Genomic DNA, 20,733 nt, shown 5'->3' on the forward strand with positions numbered 1-20,733 from the left:
ATGAACGACAACGACAAGCAGCAAGGGCCCGAAAACAACGGCAACCCGTGGATGAAGAGCCTGCTCATCTGGGTGGGCATCCTGGCGGCGCTCGCGCTGTTCGTCACGATGTTCGACAGCCGCGGGACCCAGTCCGCGGGGACGACGATCCCCTATTCCACCTTCCTCGACAAGGTGCAGCAGGGCGCGGTGAAGGACGTCAACGTCTCGCCCAGCGTCATCACCGGCACGTTCGACGACAATTCGAAATTCCGCACCAATACGGTGCCGGACCCGCAGCTGATCCCGACGCTGCGCGGGAAGGGCGTGACGATCAGCGCGCGGCCGGAAGAGCAGCCGTCGGTGTGGCTGTATCTGCTGTATCAGTCGCTGCCGTTCCTGCTGTTCCTGGGCATCGCCTTTTTCGTGCTGCGCCAGATGCAGAAGAACAGCGGATCGGGCGCGATGGGCTTTGGCAAGTCGCGCGCGAAGCTGCTGACCCAGAAAGAGGGCAAGGTCACGTTCGACGATGTCGCCGGCATCGACGAGGCGCGCGAGGAGCTGGAGGAGGTCGTCGAGTTCCTCAAGGACCCGACCAAGTTCGCCCGGCTGGGCGGCAAGATTCCCAAGGGCGCGCTGCTGGTCGGTTCGCCCGGCACCGGCAAGACGCTCCTCGCCCGTGCGATCGCGGGAGAGGCGGGCGTGCCGTTCTTCACCATTTCCGGCTCCGATTTCGTCGAGATGTTCGTGGGCGTCGGCGCCAGCCGGGTGCGCGACATGTTCGAACAGGCCAAGAAGAGCGCGCCGTGCATCGTCTTCATCGACGAGATCGACGCGGTCGGCCGCCATCGCGGCGCCGGCCTGGGCAATGGCAATGACGAGCGCGAACAGACGCTGAACCAGCTGCTGGTCGAGATGGACGGGTTCGAGGCGAATGAGGGGATCATCATCGTCGCCGCGACCAACCGCCCCGACGTGCTCGACCCCGCGCTGCTGCGGCCGGGCCGGTTCGACCGCCAGGTCGTGGTGCCGCGCCCGGACATCGAAGGGCGCGTGAAGATCCTCGAAGTCCATATGAAGAAGGTGCCGCTGGCGCCCGACGTCGATGCGCGGGTGATCGCGCGCGGCACGCCGGGTTTCTCGGGCGCCGATCTCGCCAATCTCGTCAACGAGGCGGCGCTGATGGCCGCGCGCAAGTCGAAGCGGCTGGTCGCGATGCAGGAGTTCGAAGAGGCCAAGGACAAGGTCATGATGGGCAGCGAACGCCGATCGATGGTCATGACCGACGACGAGAAGCGGATGACCGCCTATCATGAGGCCGGACATGCGATCGTGTCGCTGCACGAGCCGGCCAGCGATCCGATCCACAAGGCGACGATCATCCCGCGCGGTCGCGCGCTGGGCATGGTGATGCGCCTGCCCGAGCGTGACAGCTATTCCTACCATCGCGACAAGATGTACGCGAACCTGGCGGTGAGCATGGGCGGTCGCGTCGCCGAAGAAATCATCTTCGGCTATGACAAGGTGTCGTCGGGCGCCAGCGGCGATATCCAGTACGCCACGGGCCTTGCCCGCGACATGGTCACCAAATGGGGCATGTCCGATGCGGTCGGCCCGGTCGAATATGCGCAGCCCGAGGGCGAGAGCTTCCTCGGCTACTCCGCCGCACAGCCGCGCCACATGTCGAACGAGACCGCGCAGCTGATCGATGCCGAGATCAAGGCGACGGTCGAGGGTGGCCTGAAGCGCGCGCGCGACGTGCTGACCGAGCATATCGACCAGCTTCACACGCTGGCCGGCGCGCTGCTCGAATATGAGACGCTGTCGGGCGACGAGATCAAGAAGCTGCTCGCCGATGGCGATATCGGCCGCCCCGATCCGGGCGCCGGCACGAAACCGGTCGCGGTTGCGGGGACATCGATCCCCAAGACGCGGCGGCCAAAGGGGCCGTTCGGCAACCCTGCCCCTCAGGGGGCCTGACGCCCTTTCGCCTTTGCTGAATCCTCTGCGGCCTGCGTGACGAGCGCGGGCCGCATCGTTTTGGCGATATCGGCGTCGGGACGCGCCACCAGCGCCTCCAGCACGGCGATCCGCGCGGCGCATTTCGCGGCCGCGTCGCTTCCCTGCAACGCGCGGGATAGCGCCTGTTCGCGGTCCGGCTTGCCATTCGCCGCATCGCGCAGGAGATCGGCGAGGGACGCCGGCGTGCCGGCGGCACGATCGGCGACGGACGCAGGCATGCTCGCGGCGACGGCGAGCGCATGAGCATAGTGGCGCCGTTCGAGCTGGGCGCTCAGATCGTGCTTCTGCCCCTCGCGCAGCCCGTCGGCACAGGCGCGCGGGTCCCGGCTCCGCAATTCGCGCCGCGTCGCCAGCTGAATCTCGAATTCCGCCGCGATCAGCGCCGCCGAAGCCTCTGGCAGCCGCTCGCGATAGGCGATGTTCACCAGCCGGTCGATCGCGCGCGCGCCATCGTCACGCGTGCGGCTCCCGCTGGCGATCTGTGCCGCGATATCGCGGATCGAGGCATAGAGCGTGGGGTTGCCCGTCCGGAGCGCGCGATAGCCGGGCTGCACCGCCTCCATCGATTTCATGGCATCGGCCGACACGGTCTGGACCGGCGGAGGGCCGTCCTGTCTCCGTCGATCCGGCGCGCCGGCGATGATCGCAATCACCAGCACGAACCAGATGCCGAACCGCAATGCCGGCACGAAGCGCACGAAGACGCTGCCATCGGCCACGTCGCGCACCGCGCCGAGCAGGACGGTGGCGACCAGCCCCGCCCCGACGGACTGCGCCATCGGGAACGGGCTGGCGGACATCGCGACCCGCACCAGTCCCGCGGCGACAAAGGCGAGCGCGGTCCCGGTCGCGATCGCCACGGGCCAGCGGCCAAGCCGCCATCCGGCAGCCACCAGCGCGGGTCCTCCCCACACGGTGATGGCCAGCGACGCCAGTGCGACGCCCGCAAGCGCGATTTGATGCGAGGGCGACGCAGCCTCGAGCGCGGAACCGCCGAGCGCCAGCAGCGCGCCATAGGAAAAGGCGCGCCACATCCAATTGCCCAGGCGCGGCGCACTCGCGGCGGCGACGAGCATCCACAAGGCCGCGATCGCGCCGGCCGCCGCCACGGCGACCATCACCGCCATCCGGTCCGGCGCGAAGATGAAAACCATCGCCGATGCCAGCCAGAGCGCGATCCAGCCATGCGACCGCCAATCGGGCAGCGCGCCACGTTCCTGTCGCCGCGATCGCCAGGGCGCGATCAGGTGCAGCCGCACCAGCGGAAAACCGGTCGCGACCAGCACGCTGGCGGTCAGGATCGCGAGGCGCAGACCCGAAGGCGCGTCGCTGAGCGCGGCCGAGATCGCGAACCAGGCGCACAGAAAGATCACGATCGCGTCGGTAAATGCGAATCGCGGGCGCTCGACAAACGCCCGCCACCAGTCGCGCGCGGACGCATCGATCGAATGGGCCAGCCCGGGCAGCTGATAATCGACAAGATCGAGCAACTCGCGCATCTTTGCCTGGAACCCCGGGCGCAGCGCGGTGAGCCGTCGCGGCCAACGCGTCCCCGTCCCGCGCGTCAATGCCCGCCATGCCGGCGACAGGCGATGCTCGCCGCGATCGAAATCGCCGATCAGCCGCCATTCGTCGAGGCGGCTCAGGATATCCCAGACGGCGTGCGGACGATTGCCCTCCGCCTCCCATCCAAAGGCCTCGATCGCGGGGACCAGCAGGACGTCGCTGCGCGGGATCGTGTCGGCCAGCAACCCGGCGAGCCAGTGTTCGATCCGGTCACGCGTTTCGAGTTCGATCATCGCCGGCGCGTCGAGCATGCGGGCAAGGGTGAATCGAAGGCGATCGGCATCGGCGAACCACGGGCCGCGCAGGCCAGCCTCAAGCGCGTCGGTGAGCGCGCGCAGATCGGCCCGTTCGGCGTCATGGGCGGCCGCCTCCGGCTGCCAATCCACGTCCGAGTGCGTGGCGTCGGCCATGGCCGGATCATCGGCGGCAGATGCGGGGGCCGGATCGGCGGGGCGGGCCTGCGCGACGTGCGGGATGACTTGCGGGGCGACGGGCGTGACAGCGACCGGATCGCCGTCCGGAACGGCGTCGGGACCGTCGGGTGCCGCGCGTGCCTCCTCCTCATCGTCATCGTCATCGTCATCGTCATCGTGGACGACGGCGAAGTCCGACCAGCGCAGCGCCGCCTCATACGCCTCACGCAGCGCCATGAATCCCTGCGGATCGTCCTCAGGGTTGGTGACCTTCAACCGCTTCGCATAGGCGCGGCGGATCGTCGTGCGGTCGGCATCGCGCGCGACGCCGAGTACCTGCCACCAGGCCCTCACCGGCATATCGTCACAGGAAGGTTTCGCCTTCCAGGCTGTCGAGCGCCTGATGCAGTTCCCTTCGTGCCGCATCGATCGTGCGCGGATCCTGGGTGTCGAGCGCCGCGACGAAGCGCGAGATCAACTCGCCGACCCAATAGCGCTGCTCCCCCAGGAAGTTCTCGAAGCATTTTTCGCCCCGCGCGAGCGCCGCCTTGTTCTCCGCCTCCTCGCGCGGATGCGTCTTCAGCGCGGCGAGCGCTGCGCGGGCCTTCGCGAGCGATTTCTCGTCGCCCGCCATGCCGTCATTGATGGTCAGGCTCACCTTCTCGCCGCTTTCGGCCACCTCGATATCGACTTCCAGCAGGCCCGACACGTCATAGGAAAAGCGCACGTCCACCGCTTGCCCCGCCGGGCCACGCGGGATGCGCACCTCGGTCCGGCCGATTTCGACATTGTCGCGGACCAGCCGGGCCTCTCCCTGAAAAATCCCGAATTCGACCTTGGTCTGGTTGTCGTGCATCGTGCCGAAGCTGTGGACCCGGCTGGCCGGGATCACCGTGCCGCGTTCGATGATCGGCGCGAACAGCCCGTCCTCGATCCCGCCGCCCGGCAGCCGGCGTGCAATCGCCACGCCCAGCGAATAGGGACAGACATCGGTCACCACCACTTCGCTCAGCGCCGCATCGCGCGATTTCAGCCCGGCCTGCACCGCCGCGCCCAGCGCCACCGCCTCGTCCGGGTTGACCGTCGCATTGGGGAAGCGGCCGAACATGCGCGTCACCGCGGCGCGAACCAGCGGCATGCGCGTCGATCCGCCGATCAGGATGATTTCCGACAGGTCCGCGCTCTTGAGACCCGAATCGCGCATCGATCGCAGCACCGGTTCGCGCAGCCGGTCGATCAACGGCTTGGCCGCCTCCTCGAACGCGGCGGCGGTGACGGTGTGGCGATATTCGGTATCGGCCCACACGATCCGCATCTCCGCCTCGCCCGCCGTCGACAGCGAACGGCGCGCGCGCTCCGCCGCTTCGCGCAGTTTCTGATGCAGCGCATCGTCGCCGCGCCCGGCATTGCCGAACGCATCGGCATGCGCATCGCGCATCATCGCGACGAGCAGTTCGTTGAAATCCTCCCCGCCCAGATGATTGTCGCCGGTCGAGGCGCGCACCTCGATAATGCCTTCGAAAATCTCGACGATGGAAACGTCGAACGTCCCGCCGCCCAGATCGAAGACGAGAAAGCGCGATTCGTCGTCGAGCTGATGGATGCCATAGGCCAGCGCCGCGGCGGTCGGTTCGTTGACCAGCCGTTCGACCTTCAGCCCGGCCAGTTCCCCGGCACGGTGCGTCGCCTTGCGCTGCTTGTCATTGAAATAGGCGGGGACGGTGATCACCGCCTCGGTCACCGGTTCGCCCAGAAACGCCTCGGCATCCGCCTTCAGCCCCTGAAGCACCAGCGCGGAGAGTTCCTCCGGTGAGAAGCTGCGATTGCCGAGCCGGACCGAGCGGCGCGTCCCCATATAGCGTTTGAACGCGGTCGCGGTCACGTCGGGGTGGCTGGCCATCCGCTCGCGCGCGGCAAGCCCGGTGATGACCTCTCCGTCCGCACCGATGCTCACCGCGCTGGGGGTAAGCACATGCCCCAGGCGGTTGGGAATCAGCTCCGCCCGCCCCCCGCGCCAGACCGCCGCGGCACTGTTGGTCGTGCCGAGGTCGATTCCGATAATCATCAATGCCCCCGAACAGATGGATTCGCGCCGCGACTTTAGCGACGACGAAGCGACTGTGAAGCTGACGAATTCATATGGCGCACGGGCGTCCGGTCGTGCTTACTTCCGCCCGATTCGCGGGAGGGCGGAATGCGTACGGGATGGGTGGTTGCGGTGGCGCTGATCTGCGCGCCGGCCGGGGCGCAGGCGATGAGCGTCGGCGAGTTTCTGAACAAGGCGAATGCGCTGAAAGCGAAAGGCATCTTCGCCATGGGTTCGCCCGACATCAAGCTGTTGCAGAGCGAGATGAAGGGCGTGTCCGATGCGTATCGCGCCGATCTGACCGCCGCGCAGCAGGCGGGGCGCACCCCGCACAGCTGTCCGCCACCGGTCGGCAAGGCCAGGATCGGGGCAAAGGAACTGCTCGCCGAATTCGAGGCGATCCCGGCCGCGCAGCGGGGGATGAGCGTCAAGGCCGCGTTCTACGCCATGATGAAGAAGCGCTTCCCGTGCTGAAGCCGGTGATGATCGCGATCGCGCTGGCGTTCGGCGCGCAGCCGGTCGCGGCGGCGGAGCGGACCACGCTGGGCCAGTTCCTCGCCCGGTGGGACGCACTTGAGGCGCGGCCGGGCGATGTCGCCGAGGACGACCCGGAACGCCTCGCGCTGTGGGAACTCGTGTCCAGCGCGGCGAAGGCGTATCGCCAGCGGATCGCCGATGCCGTCGCGGCGGGGCAGCCGGCCCCCGGCTGCCCGCCGCCACCGGGCCAGGCGCAGCTCGATTCGGATGAATTCATGCCCCGCCTGAGAACATTGCCGCCCGAGCGCCGCGACCAACCGTTCGATCAGGCGATGTTCGGGGTGCTCGACGCGATCTTCCCCTGTCTGTGAAGCCTCAGCCGAGCAATCCCAGCCCCAGCAGCAGCAGTGCGAACAGCACGGCGATGATGGTGATGAACCACAGCAGGACGAGCGTGCGCAGCAGCGCGCTCCACCAGCGCAGGCGATAGGCGCCCTTCATCTGAAAGAAGATGTGGACCGGGGGAACCAGCATCGCGGCGAGGCCGAGCCAGTCCGACCCCACTCCAAGCCCACCGGCGATCGTGATCGCGATGAACAGCAACGACACAAAGGCGAGCGAATAGGTGACGAACACCGCATGGTCATAGCCGCGATATTGCCGCTTCCACGCGAACAACAGCCATATGAAGGGGATCGACAACGGGATCAGCGCCCAGCTGAATTTATAGCTGTTCGTCTGGAGCTTGTAGAGCGCGAGGCCCGGATTCTTCTCCGCCTTTTCGATACCGTGATCCAGCCGGTTCCAACCGGTCTTGAACCCGAACATGCTGCCCTGGGGACGCATCGCCGTCGCCGGCACGTTGCGCAGCCCGGCAAGACTGCGTTCGAGTTCGCCGATCCGCGCGTCCAGCTTGCGCGCCTTGTCGCTTTCGGGCGGCGCGGCCGACCGTGCCTGACGGGCCTCCGCGAGCGCGGTTTCGGACTGTTTGATCGCCAGTTCCATCCCCTGACGGAACTGGGCCTGCGTCCCGATCTCCGCAGGCGGAGAGATGCCGCCGATCTGAAGCACCGCGAACATCGTGAAGACGGCGAACAGGAACATCGCCATCGGCGACACGAAATGGGCGCGCTCACCATGAATGTAGCGGCGGGTAAGCTCGCCTGGACGAAAGACCAGCAGCGGCAGCGTGTTCCACAACCGCCCCTCGAAATGGACGACGCCGTGCAGGATTTCGTGCCAGATCGCACCGATCGTGCGGTGGACATGCGCCGGCTGGCCGCAGCGGTGGCAGTGCGGGCCGACCAGCACGGTCCCGCAATTGAGGCAGAGCGCACCCGGCCCGCCCCCGTCATGACCCGCACCATGCCCGCCATCGATCGCGCGGGCGACCAGCCCGCCCGTCACGATGTCCCCCGCCGCGTCGAATTCGCCCATGCAAGCCCGACTATCAGCGCCGGCAAGGATAGGCGATAGGGACTTTGCGCGCGGGGCGTGATAGCGGGCGCGGGATGGAACAGGCACCCGAACAACTGGTCGCGGAGATGGGCGCGCGGGCGCGCGGCGCGGCGCGCGCACTGGCCGCCCTGCCCAGCGTGGACAAGGCGGCGGGACTGCGCGCGGCGGCGGCGGCGATCCGCACCGATGCCGATGCGATCCTGGCCGCCAACGCGCGCGATATCGATGCCGGCGCGGCGAACGGCCTGACCGGCGCGATGCTCGACCGGCTGCGGCTGACGCCGGACCGGCTCGCCGGCGTCGCGACGGGGGTGGAGGCGGTGGCGGCGCTTGCGGATCCGGTGGGCGCGGTGATCGACCACCGCGCGCGACCCAACGGCCTGTCGCTCAGCCGTGTTCGCGTGCCGATCGGGGTGATCGGCATCATCTATGAAAGCCGGCCCAATGTGACCGCCGACGCGGCCGCACTGTGCGTGATGAGCGGCAATGCCGCGATCCTGCGCGGCGGATCGGAGGCGGCGCACAGCAACCGCGCGATCCACGCCGCCTTCGCGCGGGGGCTGGCCGACGCCGGGCTGCCCGCCGAAGCGGTGCAGCTGGTGCCGACCACCGATCGCGCGGCGGTGGGCGCGATGCTGCGCGCGGACGGGATGATCGACCTGATCGTCCCGCGCGGCGGCAAGAGCCTGGTCGCGCGGGTACAGGCGGAAGCGCGGGTGCCGGTGCTCGCGCATCTGGACGGCATCTGCCACACCTATATCGACGGCGCCGCCGATCCGCAGATGGCACGCGCGCTGGCGGTCAATGCAAAGATGCGGCGCACCGGCATTTGCGGCGCGACCGAAACGCTGTTGATCGACCGCGCCTTTGCCGATCCGGCGCCGATCCTGGCGGCGCTGGCCGATGCGGGGTGCGAGATTCGCGGCGATGCGCGCGTGATCGCGATCGAGCCGCGTGCGAATCCCGCCACCGACGCGGACTGGGACACCGAATATCTCGACGCGGTGGTCACCGCCGGCTTCGTCGATGGGGTTGCCGGCGCAATGGCGCATATCGCCGCGCATTCGAGCCATCATACCGACGCGATCGTCACCGACGATGCGGCGGTCGCCGAACGCTTCCTGGCCGGCGTCGACAGCGCGATCGTGATGTGGAACGCATCGACCCAGTTCGCCGATGGCGGTGAATTCGGGCTGGGCGCGGAGATCGGCATCGCCACCGGCCGGCTGCATGCGCGCGGCCCGGTCGCGCTGGAGGGACTGACCACCTATAAATGGGTGGTGCGCGGGACCGGCCAGAGCCGGCCCTGAACCTGCCGCCCCTAGGAAGCGGGGTTCGCGCTTCCTATCTCGCGCCCCGTCCCCGCCCGCAGGAGAATCCCCATGCGCATGAAGCCGCTCGGCCGAACCGGCCTGTTCGTTTCCGAAATCTGCCTCGGCACGATGACGTTTGGCGGCAAGGGCATGTTCGCGCAGGTGGGCAAGGTCGGACAGGCGGACGCCGATGCGCTGGTCAGGACGGCGCTCGATGCCGGGGTAAATTTCATCGACACCGCGAACGTCTATTCGGAAGGACTGTCGGAAGAGATCACCGGACAGGCGATCCGCAATCTGGGCATCGATCGCGACGAACTGGTGCTCGCGACGAAGGTGCTCGGGCCGATGGGGCCGGGCGTCAACAATCGCGGCGCCTCGCGCAAGCATATCATGGCGCAGGCCCGGGCGAGCCTGAAGCGGCTCGGCACCGACTATATCGACCTTTACCAGATCCATGGCTGGGATGCGGCGACCCCGGTCGAGGAGACGATCGACGCCCTGGACAGCCTCGTTCGCGCGGGCGATGTGCGCCATGTCGGCGTTTCGAACTGGGCGGCCTGGCAGATCGCCAAGGCGCTGGGCATCGCCGAACGGCGGCAGGCGGCACGGTTTCAGAGCGTTCAGGCCTATTACACGCTTGCCGGCCGCGATCTGGAGCGCGAAATCGGGCCGATGATCGCGTCGGAGGGGCTGGGCCTGATGGTATGGAGCCCGCTTGCCGGCGGCTATCTCTCGGGCAAATATCGCGGCGGCGATGGCGAGGGGCGGCGTGCGAATTTCAACTTTCCCCCGGTGGACATGACGCGCGGCGACAAGGTGCTCGACACGCTGGAGCCGATCGCGCAGGCCCATGACGCGTCGATGGCGCGGGTGGCACTCGCCTGGCTGTTGCAGCGGCCCGAGGTGACCAGCGTGATCGCCGGTGCCAAGCGGGTCGATCAGCTGGCCGACAATCTGGCCGCAGCGACGCTGACGCTGAGCGCCGACGAGATCGCGGCGCTGGATGCGGCGAGCGCGCTGCCGGCGGAATATCCCGGGTGGATGATCGAACGCCAGGCCGAATATCGCGCCGGCGCGATGGCCGGCGAATCGCCACGGGAGGCGGCGCGCTGAAACGCATCGGGCTTCTTGGCGGGTCGTTCAATCCGGCGCACCGGGGCCATCGGGCGATTTCGCTCCACGCCCTGCGTGCGCTGGCGCTGGACGAGGTCTGGTGGATGGTCTCCCCCGGCAATCCGCTGAAAGAGGCGAAGGGGATGGCGCCGTTCGCCGCGCGGATGGCATCGGCCCGGGCGATGGCGCGACACGCCCCGATCCGCCCGACCGCGGTCGAGCGGCGGCTGAAGACACGATATACGGTCGATACGCTGACGAAGCTGCCGCGCCTTTATCCCCGGCATCGCTTCATCTGGCTGATGGGCGCGGACAACCTGGCCCAGTTCGATCGGTGGAAGGGGTGGCGCCACATCGCCCGGCAGGTTCCGATTGCGGTCATCGCGCGTCCGGGCTATGATCGCGATGCCCATGCAAGTCCTGCCATGGGTTGGCTGCGGCGCTTCGTGCGGCCCGCACGCCAGGCGAAGAACTGGACGAAGTGGAGTTTGCCGGCCCTGGTGCTGTTGCGCTTCCGACCCGATCCGACTTCGGCGACACGCCTGCGCGCCGCCGACCCCGGCTGGCACCGGCGTTATACCGGCGCCCGCACCGCCGCCAGATCATCCGCACCGTAAAGGAACCCACTTGCCCGCTTCGACCCAACTCGCTTCCGCGTCCGACGCCCCAGCCGGCGAAGGGCTGCACCGGCTCGTCCTCGCCTCGCTGGACGACGATCAGGCGGTCGAGACCGTCTCGATCCCGCTGGCGGGCAAGAGCAGCATCGCCGATTACATGGTGGTGGCGAGCGGCCGATCGACCCGCCAGGTCGCGTCGATGGCCAACAAGCTCGCCGAGAAGATCAAGGCGGAATATGGCCAGACGCCACGGGTGGAAGGGCTGCCGACCGCCGACTGGGTGTTGATCGACGCGGGCGACGTGATCGTCCATCTGTTCCGCCCGGAAGTGCGCACCTTCTACAATCTCGAACGCATGTGGGCGTTCGGCGACGGGCCGTCAGGCACCGCCTGACCCGATGACGGGCGGGAACGACGGCTGACCGATCGATGCTGCTGCATATCGTCGCGCGGGGGCGGATCGGCCGTGGCCCGGAGAGCGAGCTGGTCGATCGCTATCTGAAGCGGGTGTCCTGGCCGACGCGAGTGACCGAACTCCCGGACACCGGCGGCAGGATGCCCGACCTGCCCCCCGGCACGCGCCGGGTGCTGCTCGACGAAAAGGGAGACAATCTGCCCTCCCGCGTACTGGCGGAGCGGTTGCAGGCGTGGCGCGAGGATGGGGTGCGCGAAACGCGGTTCCTGATCGGCGCCGCCGACGGCTTCGGCGATGCCGAGCGCGACGCGGCGGACCTGCTGATCGCTTTTGGACAGGCGACCTGGCCGCATCTGATGGCGCGCGCGATGCTGGCCGAGCAATTGTGGCGGGCGACGAGCATCCTTGCCAACCACCCCTATCATCGCGAAGGCTGACGCGATGCGCCGCGCTCTTGCCCTGCTTGTCATCCTGTCGCTTGCGGGCCTGGGCGGCAGCGCGCTGTGGGCGCAGACGCCGAGCCTGTCGCAGCAGCAGGACGAGCTGAAGACCGCGAACAAGGCCGCGAAGGACGCCGAAGCACGCGCGCGGTCGCTGCAACAGGCCGCATCGAACGAGCGCGACGAGGCGCGGCGGGCGAAGACGCGCGAGGCGGCGGTCGCGGCGAGCATTCAGGCGGCCGAGGCGCAGATCGCGGCGGCGCGCGCGCGGATCGCGATCGTCGATCGGATGCTGGCGACCCAGCGCGTGCGCCTGGCCGAAAAACAGGGGCCGATCGCGCGGCTCATCGCGGCGCTGCAATCGCTGGCGCGGCGCCCGGCGGTGCTGGGGCTGGTTCAACCCGGATCGACCCGCGACATCGTCCATGTCCGTGCCGTGCTGGCGACCGTGACCCCGGTGGTGCGGGCGCGCACCGCCGACATTCGCGCCGAAGTCGAACGCACCCGTCGCCTGCGCGAGGGCGCGCAGCTGGCGGTGCGCAGCCTGCGCGACGGCCGTGCGCGGCTTGAGAATGAGCGGCTGGCGCTGGTGCAGATGCAGGCCGATCATCGATTGCGCTCCGTCGGCTACACGCGTGAGGCGATGTTCGAATCGGACCGGGCGCTGGCGCTGGGCGAACAGGCCCGCGATCTGGTCGATCTGATGGACACGATGGGCGCGGCGGCGGAAACGCGCGAGGCGCTGGAGGCGCTGCCCGGCCCGTTGCCCCGCCCCGGCACCGGTGATGCCGATGACGACGCAAAGCCGGCCATGGCGGGCCGATCCGCGCGCGCCGCCCCCTATCGCCTGCCCGTCGCCGGAACGATCGTGACCGGGCTGGGGGAGGTATCGGATGAAGGCGTGCGATCGCGTGGCGTGACGCTCGCCACCTGGCCCGGCGCCCAGGTGGTCGCCCCGACCGGCGGGCGCGTCACCTATGCCGGGCGATTCCGGCGCTATGGCAATATCGTCATCCTGGATCATGGCGATGGCTGGACGTCGCTGGTCGCTGGGCTGGACCGGGTGATGGTGCGCGTCGGCGATCAGCTGATCCAGGGCAGCCCGCTCGGCCGCGTACCGGACACGGCGAACCCGCGCATCACCGTCGAACTGCGCCGGCGGGGCCGCCCGGTCGATCTGGCCCAGCTGCTCGATTGATGCCGCACCATCGCCGCTTTGCGGTCACGTCATTCCGGTCTATCGGTGCCGGTGAGTGAGGAAAACATGCGTAAGATGATCCGCCCCCTTCTTCAGGTCACCGCCGCGGTCGGCGCGCTGGCGCTGGTTCCCGTCACCACGGGTGCGATGGCGGCGGTGGACACGTCGAGCTATCGCGAGCTGGATGTCTTCATGGACATCTATAACCGGGTGAAGGCCGATTATGTCGAAAAGGTCGATGACAAGACGCTGATCAAGGGCGCGATCGACGGCATGCTCGCGTCGCTCGATCCGCACAGCTCGTTCGCCGACGATCTGGAATTCGACAATATGCGGCTCCAGACCGACGGCAATTATGGCGGCCTGGGCCTGTCGGTCACGATGGAGGACGGCGCGGTCAAGGTCATCACCGCGACCGAGGACACCCCCGCATGGCGCGCCGGGATCAAGCCGGGCGACTATATCACCCATCTCGACGGCAAGCTGATCTATGGCGGCACGCTGGACGAGGCGATCAGCCAGATGCGCGGCCCGCCGGGTACGAAGATCACCGTGCGCATCGTCCGCCCCGGACGCGACAAGCCGATCGATCTGGACATCACCCGCGCCACCATCATCCAGAAGGCGGTGAAGTGGGAGGTGAAGGACGGCGTCGGCGTCCTGAACATCAACACCTTCTCCGCCAACACGGCGCCGGAAATGCGCGCGGGCATCGCCGCGATCGAAAAACAGCTGGGCGGCAAGCCCAGGGGCTATGTCATCGACCTGCGCGGCAATGGCGGCGGCCTGCTCGATCAGGCGATCCAGGTGAGCGACGCGTTCCTGTCGCATGGCGAGATCGTGTCGCAGCGCGGCCGGGAAAAGAGCGACATCGAACGCTGGTACGCAAAGGCGGACGATCTGGCCCGTGGCCTGCCGCTGGTCGTACTGGTCGATGCCGGCACCGCATCGGCGTCGGAAATCGTCGCCGGCGCGTTGCAGGATCATCACCGCGCGCTGGTGCTGGGCGAAAAGACGTTCGGCAAGGGATCGGTGCAGACCTTGCTCCAGCTCGGGCCGCGCTCGCTGCTCCGCCTGACCACCGCCCGCTATTACACCCCGTCGGGCCGGTCGGTGCAGGAAGGGGGCATCCAGCCCGACCTGCTGGTGCCGCAGATTTCGGACCCCGATTACAAGAGCCGGCCGGTGTTTCGCGAGGCGGATCTGCGCCGGCACCTGATCAACGAGATCAAGGTCGATAATTCGATCCTGGAAGAGGATACGAAGACCGATCCGCGGTTCGCGGCGACGCCCGAGGAGCTGAAGAAGAAGGGGATCGACGACTTCCAGCTTCATTATGCGTTGCAGACCATCGCCCGCACCGCCGCCGCGCCCGCGCGCGTCGCCGATGGCGCGGCGGGCAAGCGCGGCGGGCGCTGACCGCGATGCGCGACCGCGTTCTTGCCCTCGCGCTTGCGCTCGGCGTGCCGCTCGCGCTGATGAGCGGCGCGTTGCTGAGCCAATATGTCGGCGGGCTGTTCCCGTGCGAAATGTGCATGTGGCAGCGATGGCCCCATTATGCGGCGATCGTCATCGCGCTGCTCGCCATCGTGGTCAGGCCGGCGCGCGGCCCGCTGATCTGGCTCGCGGCGCTGGCGATTGCGATCAGCGGCGGCATCGGCGTGTTCCATGCCGGCGTCGAATATGGCTGGTGGGAGGGGCTGACGCGCTGTTCGACCACCATCGCCGGCAGTGGCGATCCGCTGGCGGCGATCATGAACGCGCCGTTGATCCGGTGCGACGTTCCGCAATGGACGCTGGTGGGAATTTCGCTCGCCGGCTGGAATGCGCTCATCTCGTTGGGCGGGGCGATCGCGATCGCCGCGCTGATGCTGCGGAGCCGGCGGGCATGAGGTGGAAGCCGGGAGATCCGCGACCCGATCCGCGATCGATGGTGCGGGTGGACCAGGCCGGGGAATATGGCGCGACGCGCATCTATGCCGGCCAGCTGGCGGTGATGGGGGATCGCAGCGACACCGCGCGCGCGATTTCGGGCATGGCCAATCAGGAGGAACGGCACCGTCGCTTCTTTGATGCGTTGATGGCGGAGCGCGGGGTTCGGCCGACCGCGCTGCAACCGGTGTGGAACGTCGCGGGCTTTGCCCTTGGCGCCGCGACGGCGGCGATGGGGCCGGCGGCGGCGATGGCATGCACGGTGGCGGTCGAGACCGAAATCGATCGCCATTACGGCGAGCAGCTGGACGCGCTGGGCAGCGACGATCCGATCCTGTCCGATGCGGTGGCGGAGTTTCGGGCGGAAGAGGTGGAGCATCGCGAGTCGGCACTGGCCGCGGGGGCAGAGACGGCGCCGGCCTATCCGGTGCTCGCCGGGGCGATCCGGCTGGCGTGCCGGGCTGCCATATCGCTGTCGAAACGGATATGACGGGGGGAAGGAGACGATGAAGATGACGAGGATCCTGTTTGCCCTGGCCGCAACCGCCATCGTGGCGGTCCCTGCCGCCCTGCCGCTGCCGGCGGCGGCGCAGAACGGCACGCTGATCATCTATGGCGACGACAAATGCCCCACCAACGCCGATGGCGAGGAGATTGTGGTGTGCGTGCGCCGCCCCGCCGAGGAGCGTTACCGCATTCCCAAGGATCTGCGCGACGGGCCGGTGACCCCGCAGCAGCAGAGCTGGGCGGTGCGGCAGCGTTCGGCGCTCACCGCCGGCGACACCGGCATCGGCAGCTGCACCACCGTGGGACCGGGCGGCGGCATCGGCTGTTCGACCCGCGAGATTCAGGCAGGCAAGGCCGAAGCCGACGCCCGCAAGCGCGCCGAAAAGGTGCTGCCCGACTAACCGGCAAGAATGTCCCGGGTGGATTGTGCGCCCGCTGCCCCATCGCTAAATCGGCGCCGCTGACGTCGCTGGCGGGGAATGGATATCATGTCTGCTGAAACGCGCCGGCGCTGGCGGGCGCCGCTGCTGCTGTTCGCGATCGTCTGGCTGTCCTGCACCTGGTTCGGCTCCTGGGCATTCAATCCCAACAATGCCACCCGCCTGTTCGCCGCGCTCGCCATCGTCGAAAGGGGGACCGCGCGGATCGACGAATATGCCGGGATGACGATCGACCGCGCCGAGGTCGATGGCCATTTCCTGATGGACAAGGCGCCGGGCATCACGCTGATGGCGATCCCGTTCGTCGCCGCGACCAATGCGCTGACCGGCGAAACCTCCGCCGAACAGCCGCACGTCTTTTACGACCGGCAGATGGAGGCGTTCCTCCGCCTGCGGATGCGGATTGTGATCGCCTTCACCGTCGCAGTGCTGACCGCATTTGCCGCGACCGCGCTGCTCGATCTGGGAACGCGGATGACGGGCAGCCGGGGGGCGGGGCTGTTCGCCGCCCTGTCCTACGGGCTGGGGACGATCGCCTGGGGATGGAGCACCACGATCTTTGGACACGCGCCGGTGGCGGCGCTGTTCGTCATCGCGATCTGGGCAACGTGGCGCGCGACCGGTGGCGGGCCGCCCGGCCGCTTCGCCGCGCTGGCCGGACTGGCGCTGGGCTGGGCGGTGGTGGTCGAGCATCCCGCCGCGATGACCGGCGCACCGATCGCGCTTTGGGCGCTGTGGCGCGTCCGGCGCTGGGAGCGGCCGGCGCGGTGGCGCACGATCGGCATCGCCGCCGCCGCCGGACTGGCCGCGCTCATCCCCCTCTTCGCCTATAACATACTGGCGTTCGGACATCCGCTGGCGGTCGGCTATTCGAATGTGGTCGGGTTTGATGGGATGAAGCAGGGGTTTTTCGGCCTGACCTATCCCAAGCCCGAAATCCTCTATGAAATCACGCTGGGCCAGCGGCGCGGGCTGATCTGGGTGGCGCCGGTGCTCGCGCTCGCCCCCTATGGATTGTGGATTTTGCTGCGTGACCGGGCGAGGCGTGACTTGGGGGTCATGCTGGTGGCGGGCGCCCTCGCCGCGCTGCTCTACAACGCCGCCTATGTCTATTGGGAGGGTGGCTATGCGACCGGCCCGCGCCATGCGGTGCCGGCGATCGCCTATCTCGCGGTCGCGCTCGCCGCCTTCTGGCAGGACGCGAACCGCGTCGAAAAATGGCTGGGCGGCGTGTTCCTGACCGCCAGCATCGCGATCAACCTCACCATCGCGGCGGCGGAAATCCTCGCCCCCGATTTCCTGAAGGCGCCGCTGACCGAACAGATCATCCCCCAGTTCCTGATCGGCAATATCCGTACCGTGCCGAGCGAATTCTGGGGCTGGTCGACGGCGAGCGGGCTGTGGCTCTACCTGGCGATCGCCGCGATGCTCGCCGGCGGCCTCGCATGGGCGATCCGCGATGAATCGGAAGATCGCTGACTCGACAGGCGATTATCTGGAACATATAATGAACATATGGCCCAGCTCGATCTGCGCGAAAAGCTCCAAATCCTTGCCGATGCGGCGAAATATGATGCGTCGTGCGCATCGTCCGGCACGACCCGGCGAACTTCGTCCGGCGGCAAGGGGCTTGGCTCGACCGAGGGCATGGGCATCTGTCACGCCTATGCGCCCGACGGGCGGTGCATCAGCCTGCTCAAGATCCTGTTGACCAACAGCTGCGTCTTCGATTGTCACTATTGCATCAACCGCAAGAGTTCGAACGTGCGCCGCGCGCGCTTCACCGCGGCCGAGGTGGTGCAGCTGACGCTCGATTTCTATCGGCGCAACTATATCGAGGGCCTGTTTCTCAGCTCCGGCATCATCCGGTCGTCCGACTATACGATGGAGCAGATCGTCGAGGTCGCCCGCAGCCTGCGCGAGGATCATGATTTTCGCGGCTATATCCATCTCAAGACGATCCCCGACGCCGATCCGGGGTTGATCCACCAGGCCGGGCTGCATGCCGACCGGCTGTCGATCAATGTCGAATTGCCGACCGTCGCCGGCCTGTCCCGCCTCGCACCCGAAAAGTCGGCGCCGCGGATCGAGGGGGCGATGCTCCACCTGAAGCGCGATATCGAGGATGGCAGCGACGCCGCATCGCGCTATCGCGCCGCGCCCAGGTTCGCGCCGGCGGGACAATCGACCCAGATGATCGTCGGGGCCGATGCGGCGACCGATCGCGACATCGTCGGCCGCGCGGCCGGGCTGTATGGCAAATATCAGCTGCGCCGCGTTTATTATTCCGCGTTCAGCCCCATTCCAGACGCGAGCGCGGTGCTGCCACTCCAGCGACCGCCGCTGATGCGCGAACATCGGCTGTACCAGTCGGACTGGCTGATGCGGTTCTACGATTATTCCCCGCGCGAGGTGGCGGACGCCGCCGATCCCGCGACCGGCATGATGCCGCTCGACATCGATCCGAAACTCGCCTGGGCGCTGCGCCATCGCGACCGGTTTCCGGTGGACGTCAATCGGGCGCCGCGCGAAGCGTTGCTGCGGGTGCCGGGGCTGGGCGTGAAGGCGGTGGAGCGGATCGTCGCCACGCGGCGCTGGCGCCGCCTCGCGCTCGCCGATATCGGCCGGCTGACGCGGTCGCTGGCGCGGATGAAGCCGTTCCTGATCGCGAGCGACTGGCGCCCGCTGATGCTGGCCGACCGCGCCGACCTGCGCCCGATCGTCGCGCCGCGTCGCGAACAGCTGGAACTGTTCGCCGCGTGAGAATCGATCGCGGGTGAAACCAGCTCCCGGTTCGGCGGTTGGACGGACAAAGGAGACAGACCGATGGCAGACGACCGCATCTTCGAGGACCTGAAGCGCGATCACGACCGGCAACGCGACCTGCTCGACCGGATCGGCGAGACGAGCGGCGACAGCGAGGAGCGACGCACGCTGTTCGAGACGTTGCGCCAGGAATTGCAGGCGCATGCCGCCGCCGAGGAGGAATCGCTCTACGCCACGATGCTGGGCGATCCCGATCTGCGCGACGATGCGCGCCATTCGGTGTCGGAGCACAAGGAAGTGGACGACATGCTGGGCGAACTGGTCGAGATGGACATGGCGTCGAGCGGGTGGCTGACCCGCTTCAAGACGATGCGGCATCGCTACCTCCACCATATCGATGAGGAAGAGGAGGAGATGTTCCCCGCGGCCGCACAGGATCTGGACGACGCGACCAAGGCAAAGATCGCCGCGGTGTTCGAGAAGCGCAAGCCGAAGGAACTGGAACGCGCGGGCGACGAAATGCCGGGCGACGCGCGCGAATAGATAGGCGTGCGCGTCGCGAGCCTGACCGCAGCGGATGATTTCGACGGCTGGCGCGCGGCGGCGCGGACCCTCGCGGCGGCGGGCGTGCCGGCCGGCGACGTGGTGTGGCGGGTCGGCGACGCACCCGGTGACCTGTTCGCCGACCAGGCGGTGCCGGCCGGCGATGGCGGCGGCGCGCTGCGCGTACCGGGCCGGTTCGTCGAACTGGCCCGGGAAGCCGTTCTGCACCGCGATCCCGAACGGTTCGCGCTGCTTTATACGCTCCTGCTGCGCCTTGGCGACCATCCGCACGCGATGGACGATGGCGCCGATCCCCTGCTCCAGCGCCTCGAACGGATGGCGAAGGCGGTACGGCGCGACATCCACAAGATGCGCGCATTCGTCCGCTTTCGCGAGGTTGCGGATGAGGGCGGAAACCGGTTCGTCGCCTGGTTCGAACCGGAGCATCATATCGTGCGCGCGAACGCACGGTTCTTCGTCGATCGCTTTCACACAATGCGCTGGTCGATCCTGACCCCCGAACTCTCGCTGCACTGGGATGGCCGGACGCTGAGCGAGGGGCCGGGGGCCACGCGCGGCGATGCGCCACAGGATGATCCGGCCGAGGCGATCTGGCGGACCTATTATGCCGCGATTTTCAACCCCGCCCGGCTGAAGACCGGCGCGATGCTGAAGGAAATGCCGCGCAAATACTGGAAGAACCTGCCCGAGACCGCGCTGGTCCCGGAGTTGATTGCCGGCGCGCGGGCGAAGGAGATCCGGATGATGGAAACCGCACGCGCCGCACCGGGCGGAAACAGCGAACAGGCGTGGGAGGCGCTGCGCCACGAAGCCGCCACCTGCACCCGATGCGATCTATTCGCGCATGCGACGCGGACGGTGTTCGGCGAAGGCCCGGTCGATGCGCCGCTGATGCTGATCGGCGAACAGCCAGGCGATCAGGAGGACCTGGCCGGGCGCCCGTTCGTGGGACCCGCGGGACAGGTACTCGACCGGGCGCTGGACGCCGCAGGGATCGACCGCGGCCGGGCCTATCTTACCAATGCGGTCAAGCATTTCAAGTTCGAGCCGCGCGGGAAGCGGCGCATCCATTCGCGGCCCGATGCGGGCGAGATCACCGCATGCCGCTGGTGGATCGAACAGGAAATGCTGCTCGTCCGCCCCCGTGTCGTCGTCGCGCTGGGGGCGAGCGCGGCGCGATCGCTGCTGGGCCGGAATGTGACCATCGCGCGCGAACGCGGTCAGGCGATCGCCCTGGCCGATGGCGCGACAGGCTGGATCACCGTCCATCCAAGCTATTTGCTGCGCCTGCCCGACGAAGCCGCGCGGGGCCGTGAATATGATGCCTTCGTCGCCGACCTGCGACGGGCGTCGATGTCGTTGTAAAAGCCGGTCGGGCCGGTCTGGTTACAGATGCAACCAGATTTGCCGCCGTTGTCGCATCG

At 68.1% G+C, this 20,733-nt stretch carries 20 protein-coding genes; 17 read left to right on the forward strand and 3 right to left on the reverse strand.

Annotation, left to right across the window (positions count from 1 at the left end; translation table 11 throughout):
* A complete protein-coding gene (gene ftsH / locus KF783_RS10925; protein WP_294079230.1) occupies positions 1-1,959 on the forward strand; it encodes an ATP-dependent zinc metalloprotease FtsH in 1,959 nt (652 codons plus the stop codon).
* Here ftsH and KF783_RS10930 read toward each other — a convergent pair.
* Together KF783_RS10930 and KF783_RS10935 are read right to left on the reverse strand one after the other, a co-directional pair.
* The gene (locus KF783_RS10930) at positions 1,947-4,340 is read right to left on the reverse strand and encodes a J domain-containing protein (RefSeq protein WP_294079231.1); all 2,394 of its coding nucleotides are present in this window, start codon (positions 4,338-4,340) and stop codon (positions 1,947-1,949) included. The genes ftsH and KF783_RS10930 overlap by 13 nt on opposite strands.
* Before the next feature lie 4 nt (positions 4,341-4,344).
* Positions 4,345-6,045 carry a molecular chaperone HscC gene (locus KF783_RS10935; protein WP_294079232.1) on the reverse strand — a complete coding sequence of 567 codons (1,701 nt, stop codon included), beginning with the start codon at positions 6,043-6,045 and terminating at the stop codon, positions 4,345-4,347.
* Positions 6,046-6,174: 129 nt separating this feature from the next.
* Between KF783_RS10935 and KF783_RS10940 the strand changes: the two genes are divergently transcribed.
* Positions 6,175-6,540 (forward strand): hypothetical protein, encoded by a 366-nt coding sequence (locus KF783_RS10940; RefSeq protein ID WP_294079234.1) that lies wholly within the window; start codon positions 6,175-6,177, stop codon positions 6,538-6,540.
* Entirely contained in the window at positions 6,534-6,914 is a 381-nt protein-coding gene (locus tag KF783_RS10945; RefSeq protein WP_294079236.1) for a hypothetical protein, read from the forward strand. The genes KF783_RS10940 and KF783_RS10945 overlap by 7 nt, the downstream gene beginning before the upstream one ends.
* A gap of 4 nt (positions 6,915-6,918) precedes the next feature.
* Here KF783_RS10945 and KF783_RS10950 read toward each other — a convergent pair whose 3' ends face one another.
* Positions 6,919-7,980 carry a DUF3667 domain-containing protein gene (locus KF783_RS10950; protein WP_294079238.1) on the reverse strand — a complete coding sequence of 354 codons (1,062 nt, stop codon included), beginning with the start codon at positions 7,978-7,980 and terminating at the stop codon, positions 6,919-6,921.
* A gap of 74 nt (positions 7,981-8,054) precedes the next feature.
* Between KF783_RS10950 and KF783_RS10955 the strand changes: the two genes are divergently transcribed.
* The 14 genes from KF783_RS10955 to KF783_RS11020 all read left to right on the forward strand — a co-directional run bounded on the left by KF783_RS10955 (position 8,055) and on the right by KF783_RS11020 (position 20,674).
* On the forward strand, positions 8,055-9,311 hold the full coding sequence (locus KF783_RS10955) for a glutamate-5-semialdehyde dehydrogenase (protein ID WP_294079240.1): 1,257 nt from the start codon (positions 8,055-8,057) through the stop codon (positions 9,309-9,311).
* Positions 9,312-9,383: 72 nt separating this feature from the next.
* Entirely contained in the window at positions 9,384-10,430 is a 1,047-nt protein-coding gene (locus tag KF783_RS10960; RefSeq protein WP_294079242.1) for an aldo/keto reductase, read from the forward strand.
* Positions 10,427-11,047 carry a nicotinate-nucleotide adenylyltransferase gene (locus KF783_RS10965; protein WP_294079408.1) on the forward strand — a complete coding sequence of 207 codons (621 nt, stop codon included), beginning with the start codon at positions 10,427-10,429 and terminating at the stop codon, positions 11,045-11,047. The genes KF783_RS10960 and KF783_RS10965 overlap by 4 nt, the downstream gene beginning before the upstream one ends.
* 10 nt (positions 11,048-11,057) lie before the next feature.
* The gene (gene rsfS / locus KF783_RS10970) at positions 11,058-11,441 is read left to right on the forward strand and encodes a ribosome silencing factor (protein WP_294079244.1); all 384 of its coding nucleotides are present in this window, start codon (positions 11,058-11,060) and stop codon (positions 11,439-11,441) included.
* Positions 11,442-11,476: 35 nt separating this feature from the next.
* Positions 11,477-11,899, forward strand: coding sequence for a 23S rRNA (pseudouridine(1915)-N(3))-methyltransferase RlmH (locus KF783_RS10975; protein ID WP_294079246.1), 423 nt, complete (start codon positions 11,477-11,479; stop codon positions 11,897-11,899).
* 4 nt (positions 11,900-11,903) lie between these two features.
* Positions 11,904-13,100 (forward strand): peptidoglycan DD-metalloendopeptidase family protein, encoded by a 1,197-nt coding sequence (locus tag KF783_RS10980; protein ID WP_294079247.1) that lies wholly within the window; start codon positions 11,904-11,906, stop codon positions 13,098-13,100.
* Between the two features lie 75 nt (positions 13,101-13,175).
* Positions 13,176-14,519: a S41 family peptidase gene (locus tag KF783_RS10985; RefSeq protein WP_294079249.1), complete on the forward strand. Its 1,344-nt coding sequence runs from the start codon at positions 13,176-13,178 to the stop codon at positions 14,517-14,519.
* Positions 14,520-14,524: 5 nt separating this feature from the next.
* Positions 14,525-14,992 carry a disulfide bond formation protein B gene (locus KF783_RS10990; protein ID WP_294079251.1) on the forward strand — a complete coding sequence of 156 codons (468 nt, stop codon included), beginning with the start codon at positions 14,525-14,527 and terminating at the stop codon, positions 14,990-14,992.
* Positions 14,989-15,522, forward strand: coding sequence for a demethoxyubiquinone hydroxylase family protein (locus KF783_RS10995; RefSeq protein ID WP_294079252.1), 534 nt, complete (start codon positions 14,989-14,991; stop codon positions 15,520-15,522). The genes KF783_RS10990 and KF783_RS10995 overlap by 4 nt, the downstream gene beginning before the upstream one ends.
* Before the next feature lie 22 nt (positions 15,523-15,544).
* Positions 15,545-15,940: a hypothetical protein gene (locus tag KF783_RS11000; protein ID WP_294079254.1), complete on the forward strand. Its 396-nt coding sequence runs from the start codon at positions 15,545-15,547 to the stop codon at positions 15,938-15,940.
* Positions 15,941-16,027: 87 nt separating this feature from the next.
* Positions 16,028-17,458 (forward strand): hypothetical protein, encoded by a 1,431-nt coding sequence (locus tag KF783_RS11005; RefSeq protein WP_294079256.1) that lies wholly within the window; start codon positions 16,028-16,030, stop codon positions 17,456-17,458.
* A 36-nt stretch (positions 17,459-17,494) separates the two neighbouring features.
* Positions 17,495-18,742 carry a putative DNA modification/repair radical SAM protein gene (locus KF783_RS11010; RefSeq protein ID WP_294079258.1) on the forward strand — a complete coding sequence of 416 codons (1,248 nt, stop codon included), beginning with the start codon at positions 17,495-17,497 and terminating at the stop codon, positions 18,740-18,742.
* A gap of 63 nt (positions 18,743-18,805) precedes the next feature.
* Complete coding sequence (locus KF783_RS11015) at positions 18,806-19,288, forward strand: hemerythrin domain-containing protein (RefSeq protein WP_294079260.1); 483 nt, start codon at positions 18,806-18,808, stop codon at positions 19,286-19,288.
* Positions 19,289-19,294: 6 nt separating this feature from the next.
* A complete protein-coding gene (locus KF783_RS11020; protein WP_294079262.1) occupies positions 19,295-20,674 on the forward strand; it encodes a UdgX family uracil-DNA binding protein in 1,380 nt (459 codons plus the stop codon).
* Positions 20,675-20,733: the final 59 nt, after the last annotated feature.

It is taken from the genome of Sphingomonas sp. (assembly GCF_019635455.1).
Taxonomy (GTDB): Bacteria; Pseudomonadota; Alphaproteobacteria; order Sphingomonadales; family Sphingomonadaceae; genus Sphingomonas.